The organism is Sphaerisporangium corydalis (assembly GCF_025506355.1).
Taxonomy (GTDB): domain Bacteria; phylum Actinomycetota; class Actinomycetes; order Streptosporangiales; family Streptosporangiaceae; genus Sphaerisporangium; species Sphaerisporangium corydalis.
In genome coordinates this window covers 43,042-60,356 of sequence record NZ_JANZYP010000004.1, presented here as the reverse complement: position 1 = coordinate 60,356, position 17,315 = coordinate 43,042, and the positions used below count along the sequence as shown (strand labels likewise).

General features: G+C 71.5%; 17 protein-coding genes. 8 read left to right on the top strand and 9 right to left on the bottom strand.

Annotated features, from left to right (window positions below; genetic code table 11):
• Position 1 precedes the first annotated feature (1 nt).
• Entirely contained in the window at positions 2 to 499 is a 498-nt protein-coding gene (locus NYZ98_RS04345; RefSeq protein WP_262841152.1) for a winged helix-turn-helix transcriptional regulator, read from the bottom strand.
• 100 nt (positions 500 to 599) lie between these two features.
• Between NYZ98_RS04345 and NYZ98_RS04340 the strand changes: the two genes are divergently transcribed.
• Complete coding sequence (locus NYZ98_RS04340) at positions 600 to 2,078, top strand: MFS transporter (protein WP_262841151.1); 1,479 nt, start codon at positions 600 to 602, stop codon at positions 2,076 to 2,078.
• Positions 2,079 to 2,158: 80 nt separating this feature from the next.
• On the opposite strand, the gene NYZ98_RS04335 is transcribed toward NYZ98_RS04340, so the two are convergent.
• Positions 2,159 to 3,361 carry a cysteine desulfurase-like protein gene (locus NYZ98_RS04335; RefSeq protein WP_262841150.1) on the bottom strand — a complete coding sequence of 401 codons (1,203 nt, stop codon included), beginning with the start codon at positions 3,359 to 3,361 and terminating at the stop codon, positions 2,159 to 2,161.
• Positions 3,362 to 3,542: 181 nt separating this feature from the next.
• On the opposite strand from NYZ98_RS04335, the gene NYZ98_RS04330 reads away from it, so the two are divergent.
• The 3 genes from NYZ98_RS04330 to NYZ98_RS04320 all read left to right on the top strand — a co-directional run bounded on the left by NYZ98_RS04330 (position 3,543) and on the right by NYZ98_RS04320 (position 4,968).
• Entirely contained in the window at positions 3,543 to 3,911 is a 369-nt protein-coding gene (locus NYZ98_RS04330; protein WP_262841149.1) for a nuclear transport factor 2 family protein, read from the top strand.
• A gap of 140 nt (positions 3,912 to 4,051) precedes the next feature.
• Positions 4,052 to 4,651, top strand: a complete 600-nt coding sequence (locus NYZ98_RS04325; protein ID WP_262841148.1) for a TetR/AcrR family transcriptional regulator — start codon at positions 4,052 to 4,054, stop codon at positions 4,649 to 4,651.
• Positions 4,651 to 4,968 (top strand): hypothetical protein, encoded by a 318-nt coding sequence (locus NYZ98_RS04320; protein ID WP_262841147.1) that lies wholly within the window; start codon positions 4,651 to 4,653, stop codon positions 4,966 to 4,968. The genes NYZ98_RS04325 and NYZ98_RS04320 overlap by 1 nt, the downstream gene beginning before the upstream one ends.
• A gap of 76 nt (positions 4,969 to 5,044) precedes the next feature.
• Here the strand turns inward: NYZ98_RS04320 and NYZ98_RS04315 are convergent, their stop codons facing one another.
• Both NYZ98_RS04315 and NYZ98_RS04310 read right to left on the bottom strand, forming a co-directional pair.
• Complete coding sequence (locus NYZ98_RS04315) at positions 5,045 to 5,791, bottom strand: ABC transporter permease (RefSeq protein ID WP_262841146.1); 747 nt, start codon at positions 5,789 to 5,791, stop codon at positions 5,045 to 5,047.
• Positions 5,792 to 5,947: 156 nt separating this feature from the next.
• Positions 5,948 to 6,373 (bottom strand): ATP-binding protein, encoded by a 426-nt coding sequence (locus tag NYZ98_RS04310; protein ID WP_262841145.1) that lies wholly within the window; start codon positions 6,371 to 6,373, stop codon positions 5,948 to 5,950.
• A gap of 211 nt (positions 6,374 to 6,584) precedes the next feature.
• Between NYZ98_RS04310 and NYZ98_RS04305 the strand changes: the two genes are divergently transcribed.
• The 3 genes from NYZ98_RS04305 to NYZ98_RS04295 all read left to right on the top strand — a co-directional run bounded on the left by NYZ98_RS04305 (position 6,585) and on the right by NYZ98_RS04295 (position 9,237).
• Complete coding sequence (locus NYZ98_RS04305) at positions 6,585 to 7,436, top strand: helix-turn-helix domain-containing protein (RefSeq protein WP_262841144.1); 852 nt, start codon at positions 6,585 to 6,587, stop codon at positions 7,434 to 7,436.
• Positions 7,418 to 7,630 carry a DUF397 domain-containing protein gene (locus tag NYZ98_RS04300; protein ID WP_262841143.1) on the top strand — a complete coding sequence of 71 codons (213 nt, stop codon included), beginning with the start codon at positions 7,418 to 7,420 and terminating at the stop codon, positions 7,628 to 7,630. The genes NYZ98_RS04305 and NYZ98_RS04300 overlap by 19 nt, the downstream gene beginning before the upstream one ends.
• 764 nt (positions 7,631 to 8,394) lie before the next feature.
• Positions 8,395 to 9,237: a fumarylacetoacetate hydrolase family protein gene (locus NYZ98_RS04295; RefSeq protein WP_262841142.1), complete on the top strand. Its 843-nt coding sequence runs from the start codon at positions 8,395 to 8,397 to the stop codon at positions 9,235 to 9,237.
• Positions 9,238 to 9,260: 23 nt separating this feature from the next.
• Here NYZ98_RS04295 and NYZ98_RS04290 read toward each other — a convergent pair whose 3' ends face one another.
• A complete protein-coding gene (locus NYZ98_RS04290; protein ID WP_262841141.1) occupies positions 9,261 to 9,968 on the bottom strand; it encodes a FadR/GntR family transcriptional regulator in 708 nt (235 codons plus the stop codon).
• Between the two features lie 390 nt (positions 9,969 to 10,358).
• Between NYZ98_RS04290 and NYZ98_RS04285 the strand changes: the two genes are divergently transcribed.
• A complete protein-coding gene (locus NYZ98_RS04285; protein WP_262841140.1) occupies positions 10,359 to 12,371 on the top strand; it encodes an acyltransferase family protein in 2,013 nt (670 codons plus the stop codon).
• Between the two features lie 29 nt (positions 12,372 to 12,400).
• On the opposite strand, the gene NYZ98_RS04280 is transcribed toward NYZ98_RS04285, so the two are convergent.
• From NYZ98_RS04280 to NYZ98_RS04265, 4 genes are all read right to left on the bottom strand, one after another.
• Entirely contained in the window at positions 12,401 to 13,756 is a 1,356-nt protein-coding gene (locus NYZ98_RS04280; RefSeq protein WP_262841139.1) for a transaminase, read from the bottom strand.
• 84 nt (positions 13,757 to 13,840) lie between these two features.
• Entirely contained in the window at positions 13,841 to 15,313 is a 1,473-nt protein-coding gene (locus NYZ98_RS04275; RefSeq protein WP_262841138.1) for an MFS transporter, read from the bottom strand.
• Between the two features lie 29 nt (positions 15,314 to 15,342).
• Positions 15,343 to 16,500 carry an acyltransferase family protein gene (locus NYZ98_RS04270; protein ID WP_262841137.1) on the bottom strand — a complete coding sequence of 386 codons (1,158 nt, stop codon included), beginning with the start codon at positions 16,498 to 16,500 and terminating at the stop codon, positions 15,343 to 15,345.
• Positions 16,497 to 17,255 (bottom strand): alpha/beta hydrolase family protein, encoded by a 759-nt coding sequence (locus tag NYZ98_RS04265; RefSeq protein WP_262841136.1) that lies wholly within the window; start codon positions 17,253 to 17,255, stop codon positions 16,497 to 16,499. The genes NYZ98_RS04270 and NYZ98_RS04265 overlap by 4 nt, the downstream gene beginning before the upstream one ends.
• Positions 17,256 to 17,315: the final 60 nt, after the last annotated feature.

Genomic DNA, 17,315 nt, shown 5'->3' with positions numbered 1-17,315 from the left:
GTCAGCGGGGGCGGTTCGTGAGGGCGGCGTGGGCGATGGCGTTCCGTTCGGTGGTCTCGGCCTCCGCCGTCTCACGCTCGGCCGCCGCGCGGACGTCGTACGCCGCGCGGGAGGCGGCGATCTCGTTCTGGTGCCTCTCGGTCCAGGTGACCAGCGTCTGGATGGTGTCGTGCAGGGTCGCGCCCAGGGGTGTGAGCTCGTAGTCCACGCGCGGCGGCACGGTCGGATGAACGGTGCGGCGCACCAGGCCGTCGCGTTCCAGATGGCGCAGGGTGCGGGTCAGCATCCGCTGGCTGATCCCGTCGACCTCGCGCTTCAGCTCGGTGAAACGCAGGCTGCGCCGGTCGAGCAGGGCGATGACGAGCAGCGACCACTTGTCGGCGATCCGGTCGAGGATCTGCCGGACCTCGCAGTCCTCGCGGGTGTCCCACTGGAGAACGTCGTAGTCGCCGCCGGTATCCCCGCAGTGCCCGGGGGACTTAGAAGTGCCTTCTTCCACGCCTACCGATGCTGCACGACGATTCCCTTGGTTACAAGAAGGAACCGGCAGTCGCTTGGGTAACCATGACGATCCGGTTGTTCCCGAGAGGAGTCTGCTGATGTCCACTGTGAGCGTCCGGATGGACGGGCGCGCGTGGGGCGTCCTGCTCGTGTTGTGCGGCGCGATCTTCCTGGAGGGGATCGACGTCGCGATGCTGAACGTGGCCCTGCCGGCGATCCGCGCCGACCTTGGCCTGTCCACCGGGACGCTCAGCGGCGTGGTCAGCCTGTACGTGCTCGGCTACGGCGGTTTCATGCTGCTGGGGGGCCGCGCCGCCGACCTGTTCGGCCGCCGCCGGATGTTCCTGCTCTGGCTGACCGTCTTCCTGGTCTTCTCTGGCCTGGGCGGGTTCGCCACGGAGGGATGGATGCTGCTGGTCGCACGGTTCGCCACCGGGGTCGCCGCCGCGTTCATGGCCCCGGCCGGCCTCGCGCTGCTGACCGCCACCTTCCCCGACGGCCCCGGCCGCACCAAGGCGCTCGGGGTGTACGCCGGGACGGCGGCAGGGGGGTTCTCGCTCGGACTGGTCGCCGGCGGCCTGCTGGCCTCGCTGGGATGGCGGTGGGTGTTCTTCGCGCCCGTCATCCTGTCGGGAACGATCCTGCTGGCCGCCGTCCCCCTGCTGAGGGACCCCGGCGCCCTGGACCGTCCGGCCGGCGGCTTCGACCTGGCCGGGGCCTTCACCATCACCGGCGCGATGCTGCTGCTGGTGTACGGGGTGGTCCGCCTCGACCACCCGGGCGCGGGCTGGGCCGGCACGGCGGGGGCGATCGCGGCCGGGCTGGCGCTGCTGGCCGCCTTCGTCCAGATCGAGCGGCGGTCGCCCCACCCGCTGGTGCGGCTCGGCGTCCTGCGCTCGGGGCCGCTGGTGCGCGCCAACCTGGGGGCGCTGCTCTTCCTCGGCTCGTTCGCCGGGTTCCAGTTCCTGCTCACCCTGTACCTGCAGGAACTGCGCGGGTGGAGCCCGCTGCAGACGGGGCTGGCCATGCTGGTGATCGGCGTCGACACCGTCCTCGCCCCGACGCTGACGCCGCGGCTGGTGAACCGGTTCGGGAACGGCAGGGTGCTCTTCGGCGGGCTGGTGCTGGCCGTCGTGGCGTACACGCTGTTCCTGCCGGTCACGCTGGACTGGACCTATGCCGCCATGCTCCCGACAATGGCCCTGCTCGGGCTGGCGTTCTCCCTGGCCTACGGTCCGCTGACCATGGCCGCGACCGAGGGCGTGGACGAGAGCGAGCACGGCCTGGCCGGCGGGCTGCTGTACACCGCGATCCAGTTCGGCACCGCGCTCGGCCTGTCGGCGGTCACCGCGGTCACCGCCTCGGCGTCCGGTGCCGGGGGCACGCCCGAGGAACGGCTCGGCGCGCTCCAGCCCGGCCTCGCCGTCCCGCTCGCCGCCGCCGCCCTCGGCGCCGTCGTCACCGCGTTCGGCCTGCGCGCGGGGACCTCGCCCGCCGCTCCGCCCGAACCGGCCCTTTCCCTCGAACCGGCCCTTTCCCCCGAACCCGCTAGCGCACCGACCGAGACCACGGCCTGACCTGCCGGTTTCTACCGGTCCTGGTGGTCCCGCCTGGTGGCGTCGTCAGCCGGCCGGTTCGGGGTACACAGGGGCGCGCGTCAGCCGGCGAGTTCGCGGACGCCCTTCAGGAGGCGGTCGACGTCGGACTCGTCGGTGTACGGGGCGATGCCGGCGCGGACGGCGCCCGCCTCCCCGAGGCCCATCCAGCGGCTGCACTCATAGGCGTAGAAGCTGCCCGCCGGCGCGTTCACGCCGCGCGCCGCCAGGAACTCGTACACGTCGCCGGGCGCGACGCCCTCGACGGAGAACAGCGTCGTCGGGGTGCGCCTGCGGCTCGGCGAGCCGTGCAGGGTGATCCCCGGCGTCTCCGCCAGGCCCGCGTCGAGGCGTTCCAGCATCGCGTCCTCGTGCCGCTCCAGCTCGGCCATGGACCGGGTCAGGCACTCGCGCCGCGTCCCCTCGCCGGGCACCAGGCCGGCCAGGAAATCGACCGCCGCCGTCGTCCCGGCGAGCAGCTCGTAGGGGAGGGTGCCCAGCTCGAAACGCTCGGGTACCAGGTCGCTGGCGGGGCGCAGCTTGTCCGGGTGGATGGTGTCGAGCAGACCGGGGTCGGCGGCCAGCACCCCGAGGTGCGGGCCGAGGAACTTGTACGGGGAGCAGGCGTAGAAGTCGGCGCCCAGCGCGCCCATGTCCACCCGGCTGTGCGGCGTCAGGTGCACGCCGTCGACGTACAGCAGGGCGCCGGCCGCGTGCACGTGTCCGGCGATGGCCGGGATGTCCGGGCGGGTGCCGAGCAGGTTGGAGGCGCCGGTGACGGCCACGAGCCTGGTCCGCTCGGTGAGCAGGGCGGCCACCTCGGCGGGGTCCAGCTCGGCGGTGTCCCGGTCGAAGGCCGCCCAGCGCACGGTGGCGCCGCGCGCCTCGGCGGCCTGCACCCACGGGCGCACGTTGGCGTCGTGGTCCAGCCTGCTGACGACGACCTCGTCACCGGGGCCCCACTCCTTGGCCAGGGCCCGCGCGATGTCGTAGGTCAGCTGCGTCATGCTGCGGCCGAACACGATGCCGTCCGGGGTCCCGCCGACGAGGTCGGCCATCGCCTGGCGCGCCTCGACGACGACCTCGCTCGCCCGCCGTTCGGCGGCGGTGCGCTCACCCCGGTTGGCCATGGCCGCGCGCATCGCCCCCGCCACGGCGTCCGCCACCACATCGGGCGTCTGCGACCCGCCGGGCCCGTCGAAATGCGCGGCCCCTTCGTCGAGCGCCGGGAACCGCCGCCGCACACCCACCACGTCGTAACCCACGAACCCTCCTACCTGGCCCACTTCACCTTCCCAGACGATATGCCCGTTTCCATGTACGGCAACGGTGGCGGTCCCGGCCTGAGCTGTCGAGAAGGCTCTGGCCGCTCCGACCCACCTGCGAGGGGCCGCCGGTTCGGACGGCGGCGCGCTCTTGGACGGCACCCGACTCGAAGGAGCAGTCATGTCACGGAACATCGAGACCGTCACCACCTACCTCGACGGCTTCCGTAAGAACGATCACGAGCAGATCCTGTCCTGCCTGACCGGCGACATCGAGTGGACCGTCTTCGGCGCCTTCCACCTGACCGGCAAAGACGCCTACGACAAGGCCATCGACGGCCCGCCGGAATTCCTCGACCCTCCTCACCTGGAGGTCGTGCGCATGGTCGAGCAGGGCGACGTCGTCATGGCGGAACTCACCGGGACGGTGCGGCGGGCCGCCGGCGGCGAGATGCGGATGTCCATGGCGGAGGTGTTCGTCATGCGCGACGGCAAGATCGCCGAGCGTCGTGCCTGGGTCATCGAACTGAAGGAGAACGACCACCGCTGACGGAATCGATCGTGGGCGGTCCGGTCGGCGATGATCTGGTGTGTCCCGGCCGGACCCGAATCCCCGGAACCGATGACATCTGGCGATCTCGACGGCTAATCTGAACGGAACCGTTCCGTTCAGATTAGGGGAGATGGCGAGTGAAGGGTGACGAAGCCCCCCAGGGGCGCAGTGAGGCCCGTGAGGAGGCGATCCTCGGTGCGACGCTGGAGTTGCTGGCCGAGGTCGGTTACGACCGCATGAGCATGGACGCGATCGCCGTCCGCGCCCGCGCCGGCAAGGCCACGATCTACCGGCGCTGGTCCGGCAAGGCCGAGCTGGTCGTGACCGCGGTCGAGCGGCATGCCGGGCAGCGGATGGCCGAGCAGGCCGACCCGGGCGATCTGCGCGAAGACCTGCTGGGCACGCTGCGGGCGATGCGCGAGGGGCTGACCGCGCAGGACGCCGGGGTGCTGCTCGGCCTCATGACGGCGATGCATCACGACGAGGAGCTGGCGCGGACCGTACGGGCGCGGATGATCGACGACAAGCGGCAGGCGTTCGATCCGGTGATCGACCGGGCCGTGGCCAGAGGCGAGGTGCCCGCCCGGTCGAACCGGGAGATGCTCGCGGAGGTGGCCTCGGCGATGCTGTTCTCCCGCGCGTTCGTCACGAGCCGGCCGCTGGACGACGCGTTCCTGACCGACCTCGTCGACCAGGTGCTGCTGCCGTTGCTCGGCCACCAGAGGGGTGAGGCCTGATGCCGATGACCATCCTGCTCGCGTTCATATCCGGATTTTGCGCGGGCAACGGGCTTCCGTACTTCATGGCGGGCAGTACCGGTGACGGCCGCAACCCCGCGCCGTTCGGCGACTCTGCCGTGGTGAACGTGGTCGTGGGGTGGGTGATGTTCGTGGTCGCCGGGGTCTGCTGGCACTTCGCCGGGGTATCCGCCCATCCGCTACCCGGGTACGCGGCCGCGGCGGCGGGCGTACTGGCGGTGGGCCTCGTCCACGCCCGGCTCTGGCGGAACAATCCGTGGCCGTGGCGCAGGACCGCGATCCAGGCGGACGACTGACCCCGTCCCGGTCGGCGATCAAGGCGGAAGACTGACCCGTCCCGGCCGGCGATTCGAGTGGTGCGAAGCCGAGGGGCTACGGTTCGGCGAGGTGGCCTCGGACGGCGAGCTCGAGGGTGACGAGGACGGCGACCGCCTCGGCCGCCAGCAGGGCGACGAGCACCACGAGCTGCACGATCCCCGCCTGGATCGGGGTCGCGCCGCCGAGCAGCATGCCCACGAACGCGCCCGGGAGCGTGACCAGCCCGACCGTCCGGGTCTGGTCCAGCGCCGGGACCAGTGACTGGGCGGTCGCGGGGCGGCAGATCTCCAGCGCCGCGTCCCTCGGGCCGAACCCGAGCGCCAGTGCGGCCTCCACCTCCCCGTGTCGCTGGCGCAGCTCGTCGACCGCGCGGCGGCCCGCCAGCGTGGTCGCGGTCAGGCACCCGCCCAGGAGGATCCCGGTGATGGGGATGATCACGATGCCGTCGGTGGAGATCACCCCGCCGGACACCAGGATCACCAGCACCGGCAGCGTCCCGGCCGCGATCGGCAGCCCGGCCCACCACACCCGACGGCCCTTGGTGATCCGCCGTCCAGCGGTGAAGGTCGCGACGCCGTACATCAGCAGGATGAACCCCGCCACCGCCACCGAAAGGGTCACCACCCACGCGATCACCGCGGACACCGCGCCGAGCTGGACGGCCGCCCTGACGCACGCGGTCATGACGCCCCTGCTGTGCCCCAGCCCTCCCAGCCCCGCGACCAGCGCGCCCACCGCGACGAGCAGGAGCAACGCCACGGGCAGGAACGGCGTGACGGAGATCAGCGACGAGGAAGGCATGAGATCAGTCTGCCGCCTGCCGTTCTCCCACCCATTCCGGCCGCACAAGATGCCACGACCGGTGTACGCCCGCGTCCGCGCTCATCAAGGACGGCGGGTGGACGTCCGCGTTCGCGCTCGTCAGGGACGGTGAATGTACGCCCGCGTTCGCGCTCGTCAAGGAACGCGAACGGCGGTCTGTTTTCGGAAGCCGATCTGGAACCAGACGACGCGCCGCGTGCCATCGGGGTAGGTGCCCCAGCGTCTCGCCAGCGCCTGGAGCAGGACGAGCCCTCGCCCGCTCTCGTCCATCAGTTCGACGGCGCGCCGCCGTGGCACAGAACGGGCGGAACCGTCATCTGTGACCATGACGTGCAGCCTGCCGCGCGAGATCTCTCCGATGGAGAGCGTGATGACACCGTCGTTCTCCTGCGAGTCGGAGTAGGCCACGGAATTGGTCACCAGCTCCGAGACGAGCAACGTCACATCATCCAGAGCCGGATGCCCTTCCCCCAGCGTCATCCGGACGAATTCCCGCGCCCCCCGCACGCTCGACGGTGTACCCCGCAATTCCGCTGTTCCCAGAAGGATGCTTATCGCCATGCCGCCTCGGTTTCCATTTCCCATCGAGCAGGTTGCCGTACTCAAGCCGTGACCCGACCGGGCATGGGGTCGTCGCCTGTACAGATTGCCTGCGTAATAGGCTGGTCCGCGGTTATATTTCACGGCAGAGAACGCCCGATGACGGCTATCGCTGACGTAAGTTGCCGTAGGACTGCCGTACCCCTTCGCTTGCCTCGCCCCCGGAGGTGTCATGACAGCAAATGAGATGGACTCTGGGCTTAAGTCACCTCTTGCGCGGTTTGGCGCTGAAATGCGCTTTTATCGTAAAAATGCGGGTCTGTCGCAGGCGCGGGTAGGGGAGCGCTTGGGATGCTCCCAGGATCTGATCTCTCAGATCGAGCTGGCCAAGCGAAACCCCTCGCATGACCATGCCGAAAAACTCGACCAGATCTTCGGATTGACCGAGAAGAACTACTTTATGGGGCTGTATCGGCGCATCGTCGCACCGGCCGGCGGCCCGCTCTACCACGTGCGATGGGTCGAGGAGGTCGAGAGCAGGGCCGGGGTCCTGCGAAGCTGGGACCCCCTGCTGGCGCCCGGACTTCTCCAGGTGGAGTCGTACGCGAGACAGATCTTCCGGCGCGCTCCGATGATCTCGTCAACCGAGATGGATCGACGCCTTACGGAACGGATGCGTCGGAAGCTGGTCCTGGACCGTCAGGAGCCTCCGGTCACCGTATTGGCATTGCTGGATGAGGGAATTCTGTACCGCCCGGTGGGAACGCCCGAGATAATGCGTGAGCAGTTGGATTACTTTTTGGAGGTCAGTGCGTGGCCCAACGTGACGATTCAGGTCGTACCCATCTCCGCCGGATGCACTCCGGGGCTGATATCGCAGTTCGCCATAGCCGAAGGGCTACCTGGACACGAGCCCGATATCGTGTACGCCGAGTCCGCCGCCCAAGGGTTGATAACGGCGGATGAGGCGATAGTGGCACAGGTTCGTGGCAGATACGACGCAATACGGGCGGATGCACTGCCTCAGTCAGCGTCACTGACGATCATTGAGGAGGCTCGCGAACATTGGACAAGGCGGATCTGAATTCGGCCGCTTGGCGCAAGTCCACGAGAAGCGGAGACGCCGTCGGGTCGGGATGCGTGGAGGTCTCCACCAATCTCCCTGGTGTCGTGGCCGTCCGCGACTCGAAGAATCCCACGGGACCGGTGCTGATGTTCGTACCGGGCGAATGGAGTCGCTTCCGTCGTGGGGTTTTTGAGGGGATATTCGGTCGATGATCTGGTGAATGGGCTTATGCACTGTACTCACAGCCGTTAACCGGCGTAGCCGCCGCACAGGGCGCCGAATTCGCCGCACCCATGTCCCGCCGCGTCGGCGCCTTGTGGGTGGGCGCGGTGGGGCAGTGAGCGTGGCGGCCTGGCGTTTGGTCGGGTGGGCGTGGTGGGTGAAGGGGGGCGCCGGTAGGCGTCTGCTCGGTGGGCGTGGTGGGTGGAGAAGGATGACGGCCTTGCGCCTGGTCGGGTGGGCGGTATGGGCGGGGAGGGCGGCGGTCCAGCGGTTGGTCGGGTGGGCGTGGTGGGGCTGGAGGAGGGGTGGGCGGTGGCTTTCAGCTTCGGTGTCAGATCGGGGGTGCGAATCCTGGGTGGGCAGGACTCGGTTCCCACGACACTGCTTGCGGGGTGGGCCATCTTCGCCAGGCGCCTTTCCGTCTCCTACTTAAATCGCCCTGGGTCAGTTTTGTGACCGGTCTCCGGCGTGGCTTTCGCACAGGGCGCCGGCTTCGTGGCGCCGGGTTTGGCCGTCGATGGGTTGTTAGGGGTGCGAGTGCTGGGTGGGCAGGAGTCGGTTCCCACGACACTGGGTCGTCTGTGGCAGGCGCCTTTCCCGTCTTCTTGTTGAGTCACCGGTGGGTCGGCGCGGGGGTGTCTCGTGGCTCGGTGGGGTTGGTTGACGGGGTGGGTGGGGGTGGGCATTATCGTCATATTCATCATGATGGTTAGGGCATCCCGTCGGCCTGGCCTCTCGTAGAAGGAGTCGTCGCGTGCGTATCGCCAATCTCTCTGGTCGTCTGGTACTGCTGCACGAGGGGAAGGCCGTCGATGTCGAACTGGCCAGTGGGGGACGCTTCGGCGCGGATCCGCAGGCCGTGTACGAGCGGTGGGAGGAGTTCCGCGCCTGGGCGGCCGAGGCGGACCTGGCCGGTGGTGCGGACTTCGCACCTGAGGATCTGGGTCCGCCCACGCCGGCCCCCCGGCAGGTGCTCGCGATCGGACTGAACTATCGCGCCCACGCCGCCGAGTCCGGGTTCGAGGCGCCGCAGGGACTGCCGCCGGTCTTCACCAAGTTCGTCAGCAGCATCGCCGCCCCGGTCAGCGAGGTCCGCCTGCCGAAGGGCGGCAACACCGACTGGGAGGTCGAGCTCGTCGCGGTCATCGGGCGCCGGGCCCACGGAGTCGCCGAGGCCGACGCCTGGGACCACGTGGCGGGCCTGACCGTCGGCCAGGACATCTCCGAGCGGATCACCCAGCTGGCCGGGCCCGCCCCGCAGTTCAGCCTGGGCAAGTCCTTTCCCGGTTTCGCCCCGATCGGTCCCTGGGTGGTGACTCCGGACGAGTTCGACGACCCCGCCGACCTCGAACTGCGCTGCACGCTCAACGGCGAGCAGGTCCAGAAGGGCCGCACCGGCGACCTGATCCTGTCGGTGGCCGCGCTGGTCTCCCGGCTGTCGGAGGTCATCCCGCTGCTGCCCGGCGACGTCATCTTCACCGGCACCCCGGCCGGCGTCGGCCTCGGACGCACCCCCCCGCGCTTCCTCGCCGACGGGGACGAGGTGGTGAGCGCCATCGAGGGCATCGGCGAACTGCGCCAGCGCTTCACGTCCTGAGCCACCGGGAAGGCTGAGCGGGGTCAGTGGGCGGTCGTGGTGCCGTGGGCGCGGGTGATCTGGAGGGCGAGGTCGCGGTCGCGCCGCTCCAGGGCGTCGATGAGGGCGACGTGGAGCGCGTGTCGTTCGCGGATGTGCTCGCGCAAAGGACGGTCGCCGCCGGGCAGCACGCTCAGGGTGTGGGACTCGATGACCTCCAGCAGGCTGCTGTACAGCGAGCGCAGCAGCGGGCTGGGGCTGATGGCGGCGATGCGGGCGTGCAGGCGCCAGTTGCCGTGCTTGAACGCCTTCGCGTCGCCGTCCTCCACCGCACGCGCCATGACGTCGAGCTCGCGCCGCAGGTCGGCGATGTCGGCGGGGGAGCCGTGCCACAGGGCGTCCTCGACCAGCAGCGGGTCGAGGGCGTCGCGGATGCGGATGGCGTCGGCGACGTCGGTCTCGCCGCCGTCCAGGGCGAGGACGGAGTTGCCGAGCCGGACCATGGGCGACTGCTCGGCGGCGAACAGGCCGCCGCCGGGGCCGGGGCGGACGGTGACCAGCCCCCGGGACTGCAGGAGCCGCAAAGCCTCGTTGAAGGTGCCGACCGAGACCCCGCACGTGATCCGCAGCTCTTCCTTGGTGCCGAGCCGGCCGCCGGGGGCCGTACGGGCGGCCAGCGCGGCGATGCGCTCGGCGGCGACCTCCGCCCGGCCGGGCGCGGGGCGGGTGAGGTCGTCGTGCGCGGTGGCCAAGGCATCCCCTCGAGGCGGGACCAATTCATCATGACGATATCAGCAAGGACCTGCCCGACCAGGCCCGTCACCACCGATCCGGGGACCGCCTCCGCGCGCGGCCCGCCGGGAGGTACGTGGCGCGTACACGAGGTCTTCATGACCTGGCCACCGCCCGCATCCGCCGGTGTCGCCTCACCCACTCATCATGGTGCCCGGAAGTGTGGCGGTTCGGGGGAGGAGCGGGTGTTGCCCGGCCTTGGGAACGGCGATGCCGCCGGTCCTCTATCCCTGTCGACGACACAAATCGAGTCCGTGGAAGGCTTGGGCCGCTGACCGACGTGGAGAGATACCTCCCAGATGCCCCCGGGCCTTGCCGTGGTACGACCCGATGAGGCCTCCGCCGCCGAGATGAGCACGAAGCGTGCCGACATCGAGGGCCTGCGGGCCGTCGCGGTCGGCCTGGTGGTGCTGAGTCACTGCGGCGTCCCGCTCCTGGCCGGCGGATACGTCGGCGTCGACGTCTTCTTCGTGATCTCCGGGTTCCTGATCACCTCCCTGCTGTCCAGGGAGCTGACAAAAACCGGCCGGATCTCGATCGGCGGGTTCTACGCCCGGCGCGCGCTGCGGCTGCTGCCGGCGTCCACGCTCGTCCTGCTCACCACCCTCCTCGCGTCCCGGGTGTGGCTGTCGCCCGTACGGTTCCAGGGGTACGCCTGGGACGGGCTGAGCAGCGCGTTCTACGCGGTCAACCTCCGGCTGGCGATCACCGGCACCGACTACCTGGCGCAGGCCGGCCCGCCCTCGCCGTTCCAGCATTTCTGGTCGCTGGCGGTGGAGGAGCAGTTCTACCTGCTGTGGCCCCTGCTGATCCTGATCGTGTGGCGGGCGGCCAGGAGCCGCACGTACCTGGTGGGCCTGTCGCTCGTGCTGTGCGGGGCGTCGTTCGCCGTGAGCGTCGCCGAAACCGGGAGGTCCGCGCCCTGGGCGTACTTCGGGTCCCACACGCGGGCCTGGGAGCTGGGCTGCGGAGCGCTTCTCGCGCTGGTCCCGATACGCAAGATCCCGGCCCGGCTCGCCGTGCCGATGAGCTGGACGGGTCTCGCGGGCGTCGTGCTGTCGGCCCTGCTGTTCGACACGACCACGGCCTTCCCCGGCCACGCCGCGCCGCTGCCGGTCCTGGGCGCCATGATGGTCATCGCGGGCGGGGCCGGGGCGGTCCGGTGGGACGCCGGGCTGGTGCTGGGCCGCGCGCCGCTGGTCCGGGTCGGTGGCCTCTCCTACGCGTGGTACCTGTGGCACTGGCCGTTCATCGTGATCGGCCCCAAGGCCCTCGGCCTTTCGCCGTCGGTGCCGCTCGGCCTTGCGCTGAGCGGTCTCAGCCTGGTGGTCGCGGCGGCCACCCTGCGCGCCGTCGAGAATCCGCTGCGGTTCCACCGGGCGTTCCGTGGCCGTCCCGGCCGGGGGGTCGGCCTGGGCGCCGTGCTGTCCGGGGGGACGGTCGTGCTCTGCCTGATCGCGATCGGCGTCCCCCGGCAGGTCGCCGCCGGACGGCCCGCGCCCGATCTCGGCGCCCGCCTGGCCGCCTCCACCGACCCGGCGGCCGACCTCCAGGCCGCCCTGGCCGAGCCCCCGTCGGAGCTGCCCGCCAACCTGAAACCGGCGCTCGCCGAGGTGAGGTCCACCGAGTCCCCGGTGTACCGGGACGGGTGCCACCTGGGCTACGAGAGCGACTGGAGCCCTCCCTGCGTGTACGGGGATCTCCAGTCACCCACGACCGTGGTCCTGTTCGGCGACTCCCATGCCGCTCAGTGGTTCCCGGCCCTGGAGAGGCTCGCCGTGCAGAGGCACTGGAAGCTCGTCTCGCTGACCAAGGCGTGGTGCAAGGTCGCCGAGGTCACGACCATCAGGAGCAGCCGCCCCTACACCTCGTGCGACCTGTGGCGGAAGAAGGCGCTCACGCGGATCGCCGGCCTGCGTCCGGCGCTGGTGGTCATGTCGTCGTCCGACGATGGGACGCTCGCGGCGAAGACCAAGGACCCGCACGGGGCGTGGGTCACGGGCTTCCGTGAGACCTTCCGCGCGGTCGCCGCCAGCGGGGCGAGGCCGGTCGTGATGATGGACACGCCCTGGCCCAAGGGGGACGCGCCGGAGTGCGTGGCCGCACACCCGCTGCAGCTCGCCCGCTGCGCCAACCACCTGCCCGGCGCCATCGAAGACCAGACCCGCCGCGACGCGGTCACCGAGGCCGCCGGGGACACGGGCGCGACACCGATCGACCCGACGCACTGGCTGTGCTCCGCCGCGGGTCTCTGCCCGCCCGTCGTCAGGGACACCCTCGTCTACCGCGACGACAGCCACATGACCGAACAGTACGCGGAAACCCTCACCCCCCTCCTGGCCACCCGCCTCCCACCCCTCTGATACGAGGAACGTGACGGGACAGAGGGGCCTCAGGCGACGAGGTCGGTCACGGCTGAGGTGAAGGTTGTTTGGTGGTGGTCGATGTCGGAGGGGGTGGTGGCGGGGGACATGAGGGCCATGTTGTGGAACGGGGTGAGCAGGACGCCGCGGTTGGCCAGGTACACGTGCAGGTAGTCGTCCAGATCGGGGTCGCCGGCCGCGTTGGAGGAGCCGCCGTCGCGCGGGGCGGGGCTGGTGAAGCGGTACTCCGCGCGGGCGCCGAGCTGGGTGACCGACCAGGGCAGCCCGTGTTCGTCGATCACGGCCTGGACGCCCGTGGTGAACCGGGTCGCCAGCTCGATCATCGCGGTGAAGGCATCGTCGGTGAGCACGTGTTCGAGGGTGGCGCGCATCGCGGCGACCGAGAGCGCGTTGCCCGCCAGCGTGCCGCCGACCCCGCCCATGTCGACCAGGTCGAGCCCGCTCATGCCCGACAGGCGCGCCGCCACCTCGGCGGACAGGCCGTATCCGCCGCTGGGGATGCCGCCGCCGATGGCCTTGCCGATCGTCACGATGTCGGGCTCCAGCCCCCAGGCCCCGGTGCAGCCGCCGGGTCCTGCCGAGAAGGTGTGCGTCTCGTCGTTGATCAGCAGGGTGCCGTGCCGCCGGGTCAGCTCGCGCACCGCGTCCAGGTAGCCGGGTTCGGGCAGCACGATGCCGATGTTGGTGAGGGCCGGCTCCATCAGGACGGCCGCGACGTCGCCGTACGCCAGCTCGCGTTCCAGGGCCGGCAGGTCGTTGAACTCCACGACCCGGGAGGTCGTGGTCGGGTCGGTGGGGGCGCCGACGTTGCCCTCGCGGATGACCTGGGAGCCGTCCGGGCCGACGACGAGCAGGACCTCGTCGACGCTGCCGTGGTAGCAGTAGCTGTACACCAGGATCCGGGTGCGGCCGGTGAGGGCCCTGGCCAGGCGGATGGCCCAGCGGTTGGCGTCGGTGGCGGTCAGCGAGAAGCTCCAGTACGGCACGCCGAAGCGCCGGCCGAGCTCGGCGCCGACCCAGGTGGCGTCCTCGGTGGGCATCATCACGGTGGCGCCGCCGCGCCCGCCGAAGCGTTCGGCGACCGCGTCCACGGTGGCCGTCGGCGAGTGCCCGGCCATGGCGCCGGTGTCGCCGAGGCACAGGTCGACGTACTCGTGGCCGTCCACGTCGGTGACCCTGGCCCCCCTGGCCTCGGCCAGGTAGAGCGGGAACCCGGCGGCGGTCTTGTTCATCCAGGTCATGGGCACGCCGCCGAACAGGTGGGCCTTGGCACGCTCGTACGCGGCGGCCGAGCGGGGGTTGCGGTCGCGGTACGCCTGGCGCTCGCGGCCGAGCAGGGCGGCGAGACGGGTACGGTCGATCATCGGTGCCTCGGAACGGATCGCACGCCTCCGCCTCTCTGGCGGAAATCTGACGTCAAAGTACACCAAACCGGGCTATTTATCCGGTCAGGCGTGCTCGCGGGTCTCCTCGCTCGGATCGATCCGCTCGCCGGTCTCCAGGGGCGGCGCCGTCAGCTCGCAGGCCGTCTTGCGCTCCGGCTCACGCAGGGCATTGGTCCTGATCGTGACGAACGTCAGGATCGCCGCGCCGACCATCATCGCCGCGCTGACCATCATCGCCGCCCGGAACCCCGAGGTGAACTCGATCGGCGAGGTGTACGCCGCGCCGGTGAGCCCGACGAGCGGCGGGATGGCGGCGACGGCGAGCAGGCTGCCCGTCCGCGCCACCGCGTTGTTGACGCCGCTGGCGACCCCCGCGAACCGCTCGTCGGCGGTGGCCAGCACCGTCGCGGTGAGCGGCGCGACCGCGGCCGAGAGCCCAAGGCCGAACACCGTGACCGCCGGGAGCACGTCCACCAGGTACGACGAGCCCGGCCCGACCCGGCTCATCAGCAGCAGGCCGCCCGAGCAGACCAGGATCCCAGCGGTCATCGGCAGGCGCGGGCCGATCCGCCTGCCGAGCTCGCCCGCCCGGGGCGACAGCAGCAGCATGAGCACCATCACCGGCAGCATCGAGCACCCGGCCGCGATGGGCGAGAAACCGGCCGCGACCTGGAGTTCCACGACGAGCAGGAAGAAGACCACGCCCATCGCCGCGTACATGATCAGCGTCACGACGTTGACGGCGGTGAACTCGCGGGAGGCGAACACGCGCACCGGCACCAGCGCCGACACCGCGCCGCCGTGCGAGCGGCGCGCCTCCAGCAGCACGAACGCCACGCCGAGCGCGACGCCCACGATCGCCGAGGCCAGCGGGATCGCCGAGCCGCGTTCGATCAGCCCGTAGGTGATCCCGGCCAGGGCCAGGGCCGCGAGCGCCGCGCCGAGCACGTCGAACCGGCCGGTCGCCGTCTCGTCCTTGGTCTCCGGCACGTGCCGCACGGCCGTGACGGCCACCAGGGCCGCGATCGGCAGGTTGATCAGGAAGACCCAGCGCCAGCCGGCCGTCTCCACGAGCCAGCCGCCGAGCAGGGGCCCGACGGCGCCCGCGACCCCGCCGAGGCCCGACCAGACGCCGACGGCCCGGGGACGGTCCTCCCGGACGAAGGACGACTGGATGATCGCGAGCGAGCCCGGGGTGAGCAGCGCGCCGCCGATCCCCTGGAGCGCGCGGGCGAGGATCAGGGTCTGGATGTTGGGCGCCAGCCCGCACAGGGCCGAGGCGATCGCGAACCACGCGACGCCGATGACGAAGATCTTGCGCCGGCCGTACCGGTCGCCGAGGGAGCCGCCGAGCAGGATCAGGCCCGCGAGCGTGAGGGTGTAGGCGTTCACCGTCCACTGCAGCCCGGACATCGAGGCGCCGAGGTCCTCGCCCAGCCTGGGCAGCGCCACGTTCACGACGGTGCTGTCCAGGAAGGCCATCCCCGACCCGAGCACGGTGGTGAACACGATCCACCGGCCGCTGGGGGATTTCATGCGGATGCCGCCTTTGTCCATGCTGACCATCATGCTGGACGTCCGCCATGCTCGGTACGCCCGGCCCGAGCCCGGCGGGCGGCGAGGCAGGCCAGCACGAGCAACCCGGCCGGCAGGGGGAGCCAGGACAGTCGCAGGAGCAGCCACGGCGGCGACTCCGGCGGGGAGGCCAGGCCGGGCGCGCCGCCGAAGGGCACCGTGACCAGCATCACCACCGTCAGCGCCGTCTGGTGCCACAGGAAGACGGTCATCGCTGACAGGTTCGCGACCACGACCCCGGCCCACAGGCGCGGGCGCCGCATGAGGACGCCCAGGGGGCGGTGCAGCAGCAGGGCCAGCCCGACCTGGGCGACGCCGAAGCAGACGGCCGCCAGCGTCGGCGGGCTGAGGTTGGACACCCGCGACCCGGTCACGCCGATCATGCTGGCCGGGTAGCCGAAGGCGGTGACCAGCACCACCGCCCCCGCCGCGCCGCCCGCCAGCAGGGCGGCCGCCACCCTCCCGCCGGCGAGCGCGCCGCGCGCCCTGGCCAGGCCGAGGACGTAGGGGACGAGCCAGCCGGCGGCCAGGTTCGCCCAGCCGAGCCAGGCCGGGCCGCCGAACGCGAAGCGCGCGGCGTCGACGGCCAGGACCACTCCGAGCAGCGTCAGCAGGAGCGGGACGTGCCGGACGCGGACCAGGAGCGGGGTGAGGGCCGTGAGCAGGCCGAACACCGCGAGGAACCAGAGCGGGCCGAGGGCCGGCGTGGCCAGGGCGCGCAGCGAGCCGGGGGCGACGCCGGCCGCGGCCAGGACGGCGAGCGCGACGGCCCAGGCCAGCAGCAACGGCCCGGCCGGCGCCACCAGGCGCCGCGCCCTGCCCCCGAGCCACTCCCGGGCCGTCGACCCGCGCGCCGTGGCACGGGCCAGGCCGCCGCCCGCCGCGTACCCGCCGACGAAGAAGAAGATCGCCAGGGTCTGCAGGACCCAGGACAGCGGGATGAAGGACGGCATCGAGGCGAGCGGGCTGGTCACCTGGATGTTCCCCGAATGGTCGAACGTCCAGGCGGTGACGAGCCAGTGGCCGGCGATCACCCCGAGGATCGCGAGCGCGCGGAGCGCGTCGGCCCCCCGGTCGCGGGTGGGCGGCGTCGCCGCCTCGGTCCGCTCCGCCAAGCCCGCCCACGCCCGCCCGATCCGCCCGCTCATCGGGCGGGCGCCACGTCGGCGGCGCGGCCGAGGGCGATGAGCGTCAGGTTGCGCAGGCTCACGCTTCCCGGCTGGAAGTAGTCGCTGTGCCCGCCCGCCCCGGCGGCGAAGACCCGGGCGCCGAACGACGGGTTCACCGGGTCGGCGCCGAAGCCGAGGGACCCGATCCGCCACGAGGGGACGAACCGCATCCAGTCCGCCGCCCCCCGCCCGGCCCACAGCCGCGCGGACGTCCGGAGGGCGCTGGCGTGCGCCACCCCGAGCCCGGGGCTGCCGACGACGGCCACGTCGTCCACGGGCAGGCCGGGCAGGGCCTTGGCGCAGACGACCGACCCGTAGCTGTGGCAGAGCAGCGTCACCGGCGCGCTGGTGCGCCTCCGCAGGTCGGCGATGGCGCGGCGCAGGGCCTCCGCGCCCTTGGCGGCGGCGCCGTCGGTGGCCACGGCCAGGCTCGGCGTGCGGGGGCTGTCGTACCCGAGCCAGGCGATGACCGCCGTCCGCGCGGCCGGGTCGATCGCCCGCGCCTCGGCGGCGACCGCGCGGGCCGCCCCGCCGGGCGTGCTGTACGCCTTGCGCCGGCCGCCGTCGAACGTGGCGGCGGTGACGTCGGAGCCGGGGACGATGACGGCGACGTGGTCGGCGGTGGCGAGGTCGCCGAACACCTTGACCATGCGGTCGCCGGGGGGCGGGGCGAGCAGCGTCACCCCGCCGACCACGCCGGCCAGCGAGACCGCCGCGAAAAGGCTTCTGGCCACGATGGGCCTCCTGTCTGGTCGCCGGATGCGAACCAAACGAAAGCTATGAATCAAGATCCG

Excerpts from the sequence above, each read along its gene's own strand:
- NYZ98_RS04285 (WP_262841140.1), top strand. The coding sequence starts at position 10,359 with ATGAGCACGAAGCGTGCCGACATCGAGGGCCTGCGGGCCGTCGCGGTC.
- NYZ98_RS04275 (WP_262841138.1), bottom strand. The coding sequence starts at position 15,313 with ATGAAATCCCCCAGCGGCCGGTGGATCGTGTTCACCACCGTGCTCGGG.
- NYZ98_RS04330 (WP_262841149.1), top strand. The coding sequence starts at position 3,543 with ATGTCACGGAACATCGAGACCGTCACCACCTACCTCGACGGCTTCCGT.
- NYZ98_RS04270 (WP_262841137.1), bottom strand. The coding sequence starts at position 16,500 with ATGAGCGGGCGGATCGGGCGGGCGTGGGCGGGCTTGGCGGAGCGGACC.
- NYZ98_RS04280 (WP_262841139.1), bottom strand. The coding sequence starts at position 13,756 with ATGATCGACCGTACCCGTCTCGCCGCCCTGCTCGGCCGCGAGCGCCAG.
- NYZ98_RS04310 (WP_262841145.1), bottom strand. The coding sequence starts at position 6,373 with ATGGCGATAAGCATCCTTCTGGGAACAGCGGAATTGCGGGGTACACCG.
- NYZ98_RS04305 (WP_262841144.1), top strand. The coding sequence starts at position 6,585 with ATGACAGCAAATGAGATGGACTCTGGGCTTAAGTCACCTCTTGCGCGG.
- NYZ98_RS04315 (WP_262841146.1), bottom strand. The coding sequence starts at position 5,791 with ATGCCTTCCTCGTCGCTGATCTCCGTCACGCCGTTCCTGCCCGTGGCG.
- NYZ98_RS04320 (WP_262841147.1), top strand. The coding sequence starts at position 4,651 with ATGCCGATGACCATCCTGCTCGCGTTCATATCCGGATTTTGCGCGGGC.
- NYZ98_RS04340 (WP_262841151.1), top strand. The coding sequence starts at position 600 with ATGTCCACTGTGAGCGTCCGGATGGACGGGCGCGCGTGGGGCGTCCTG.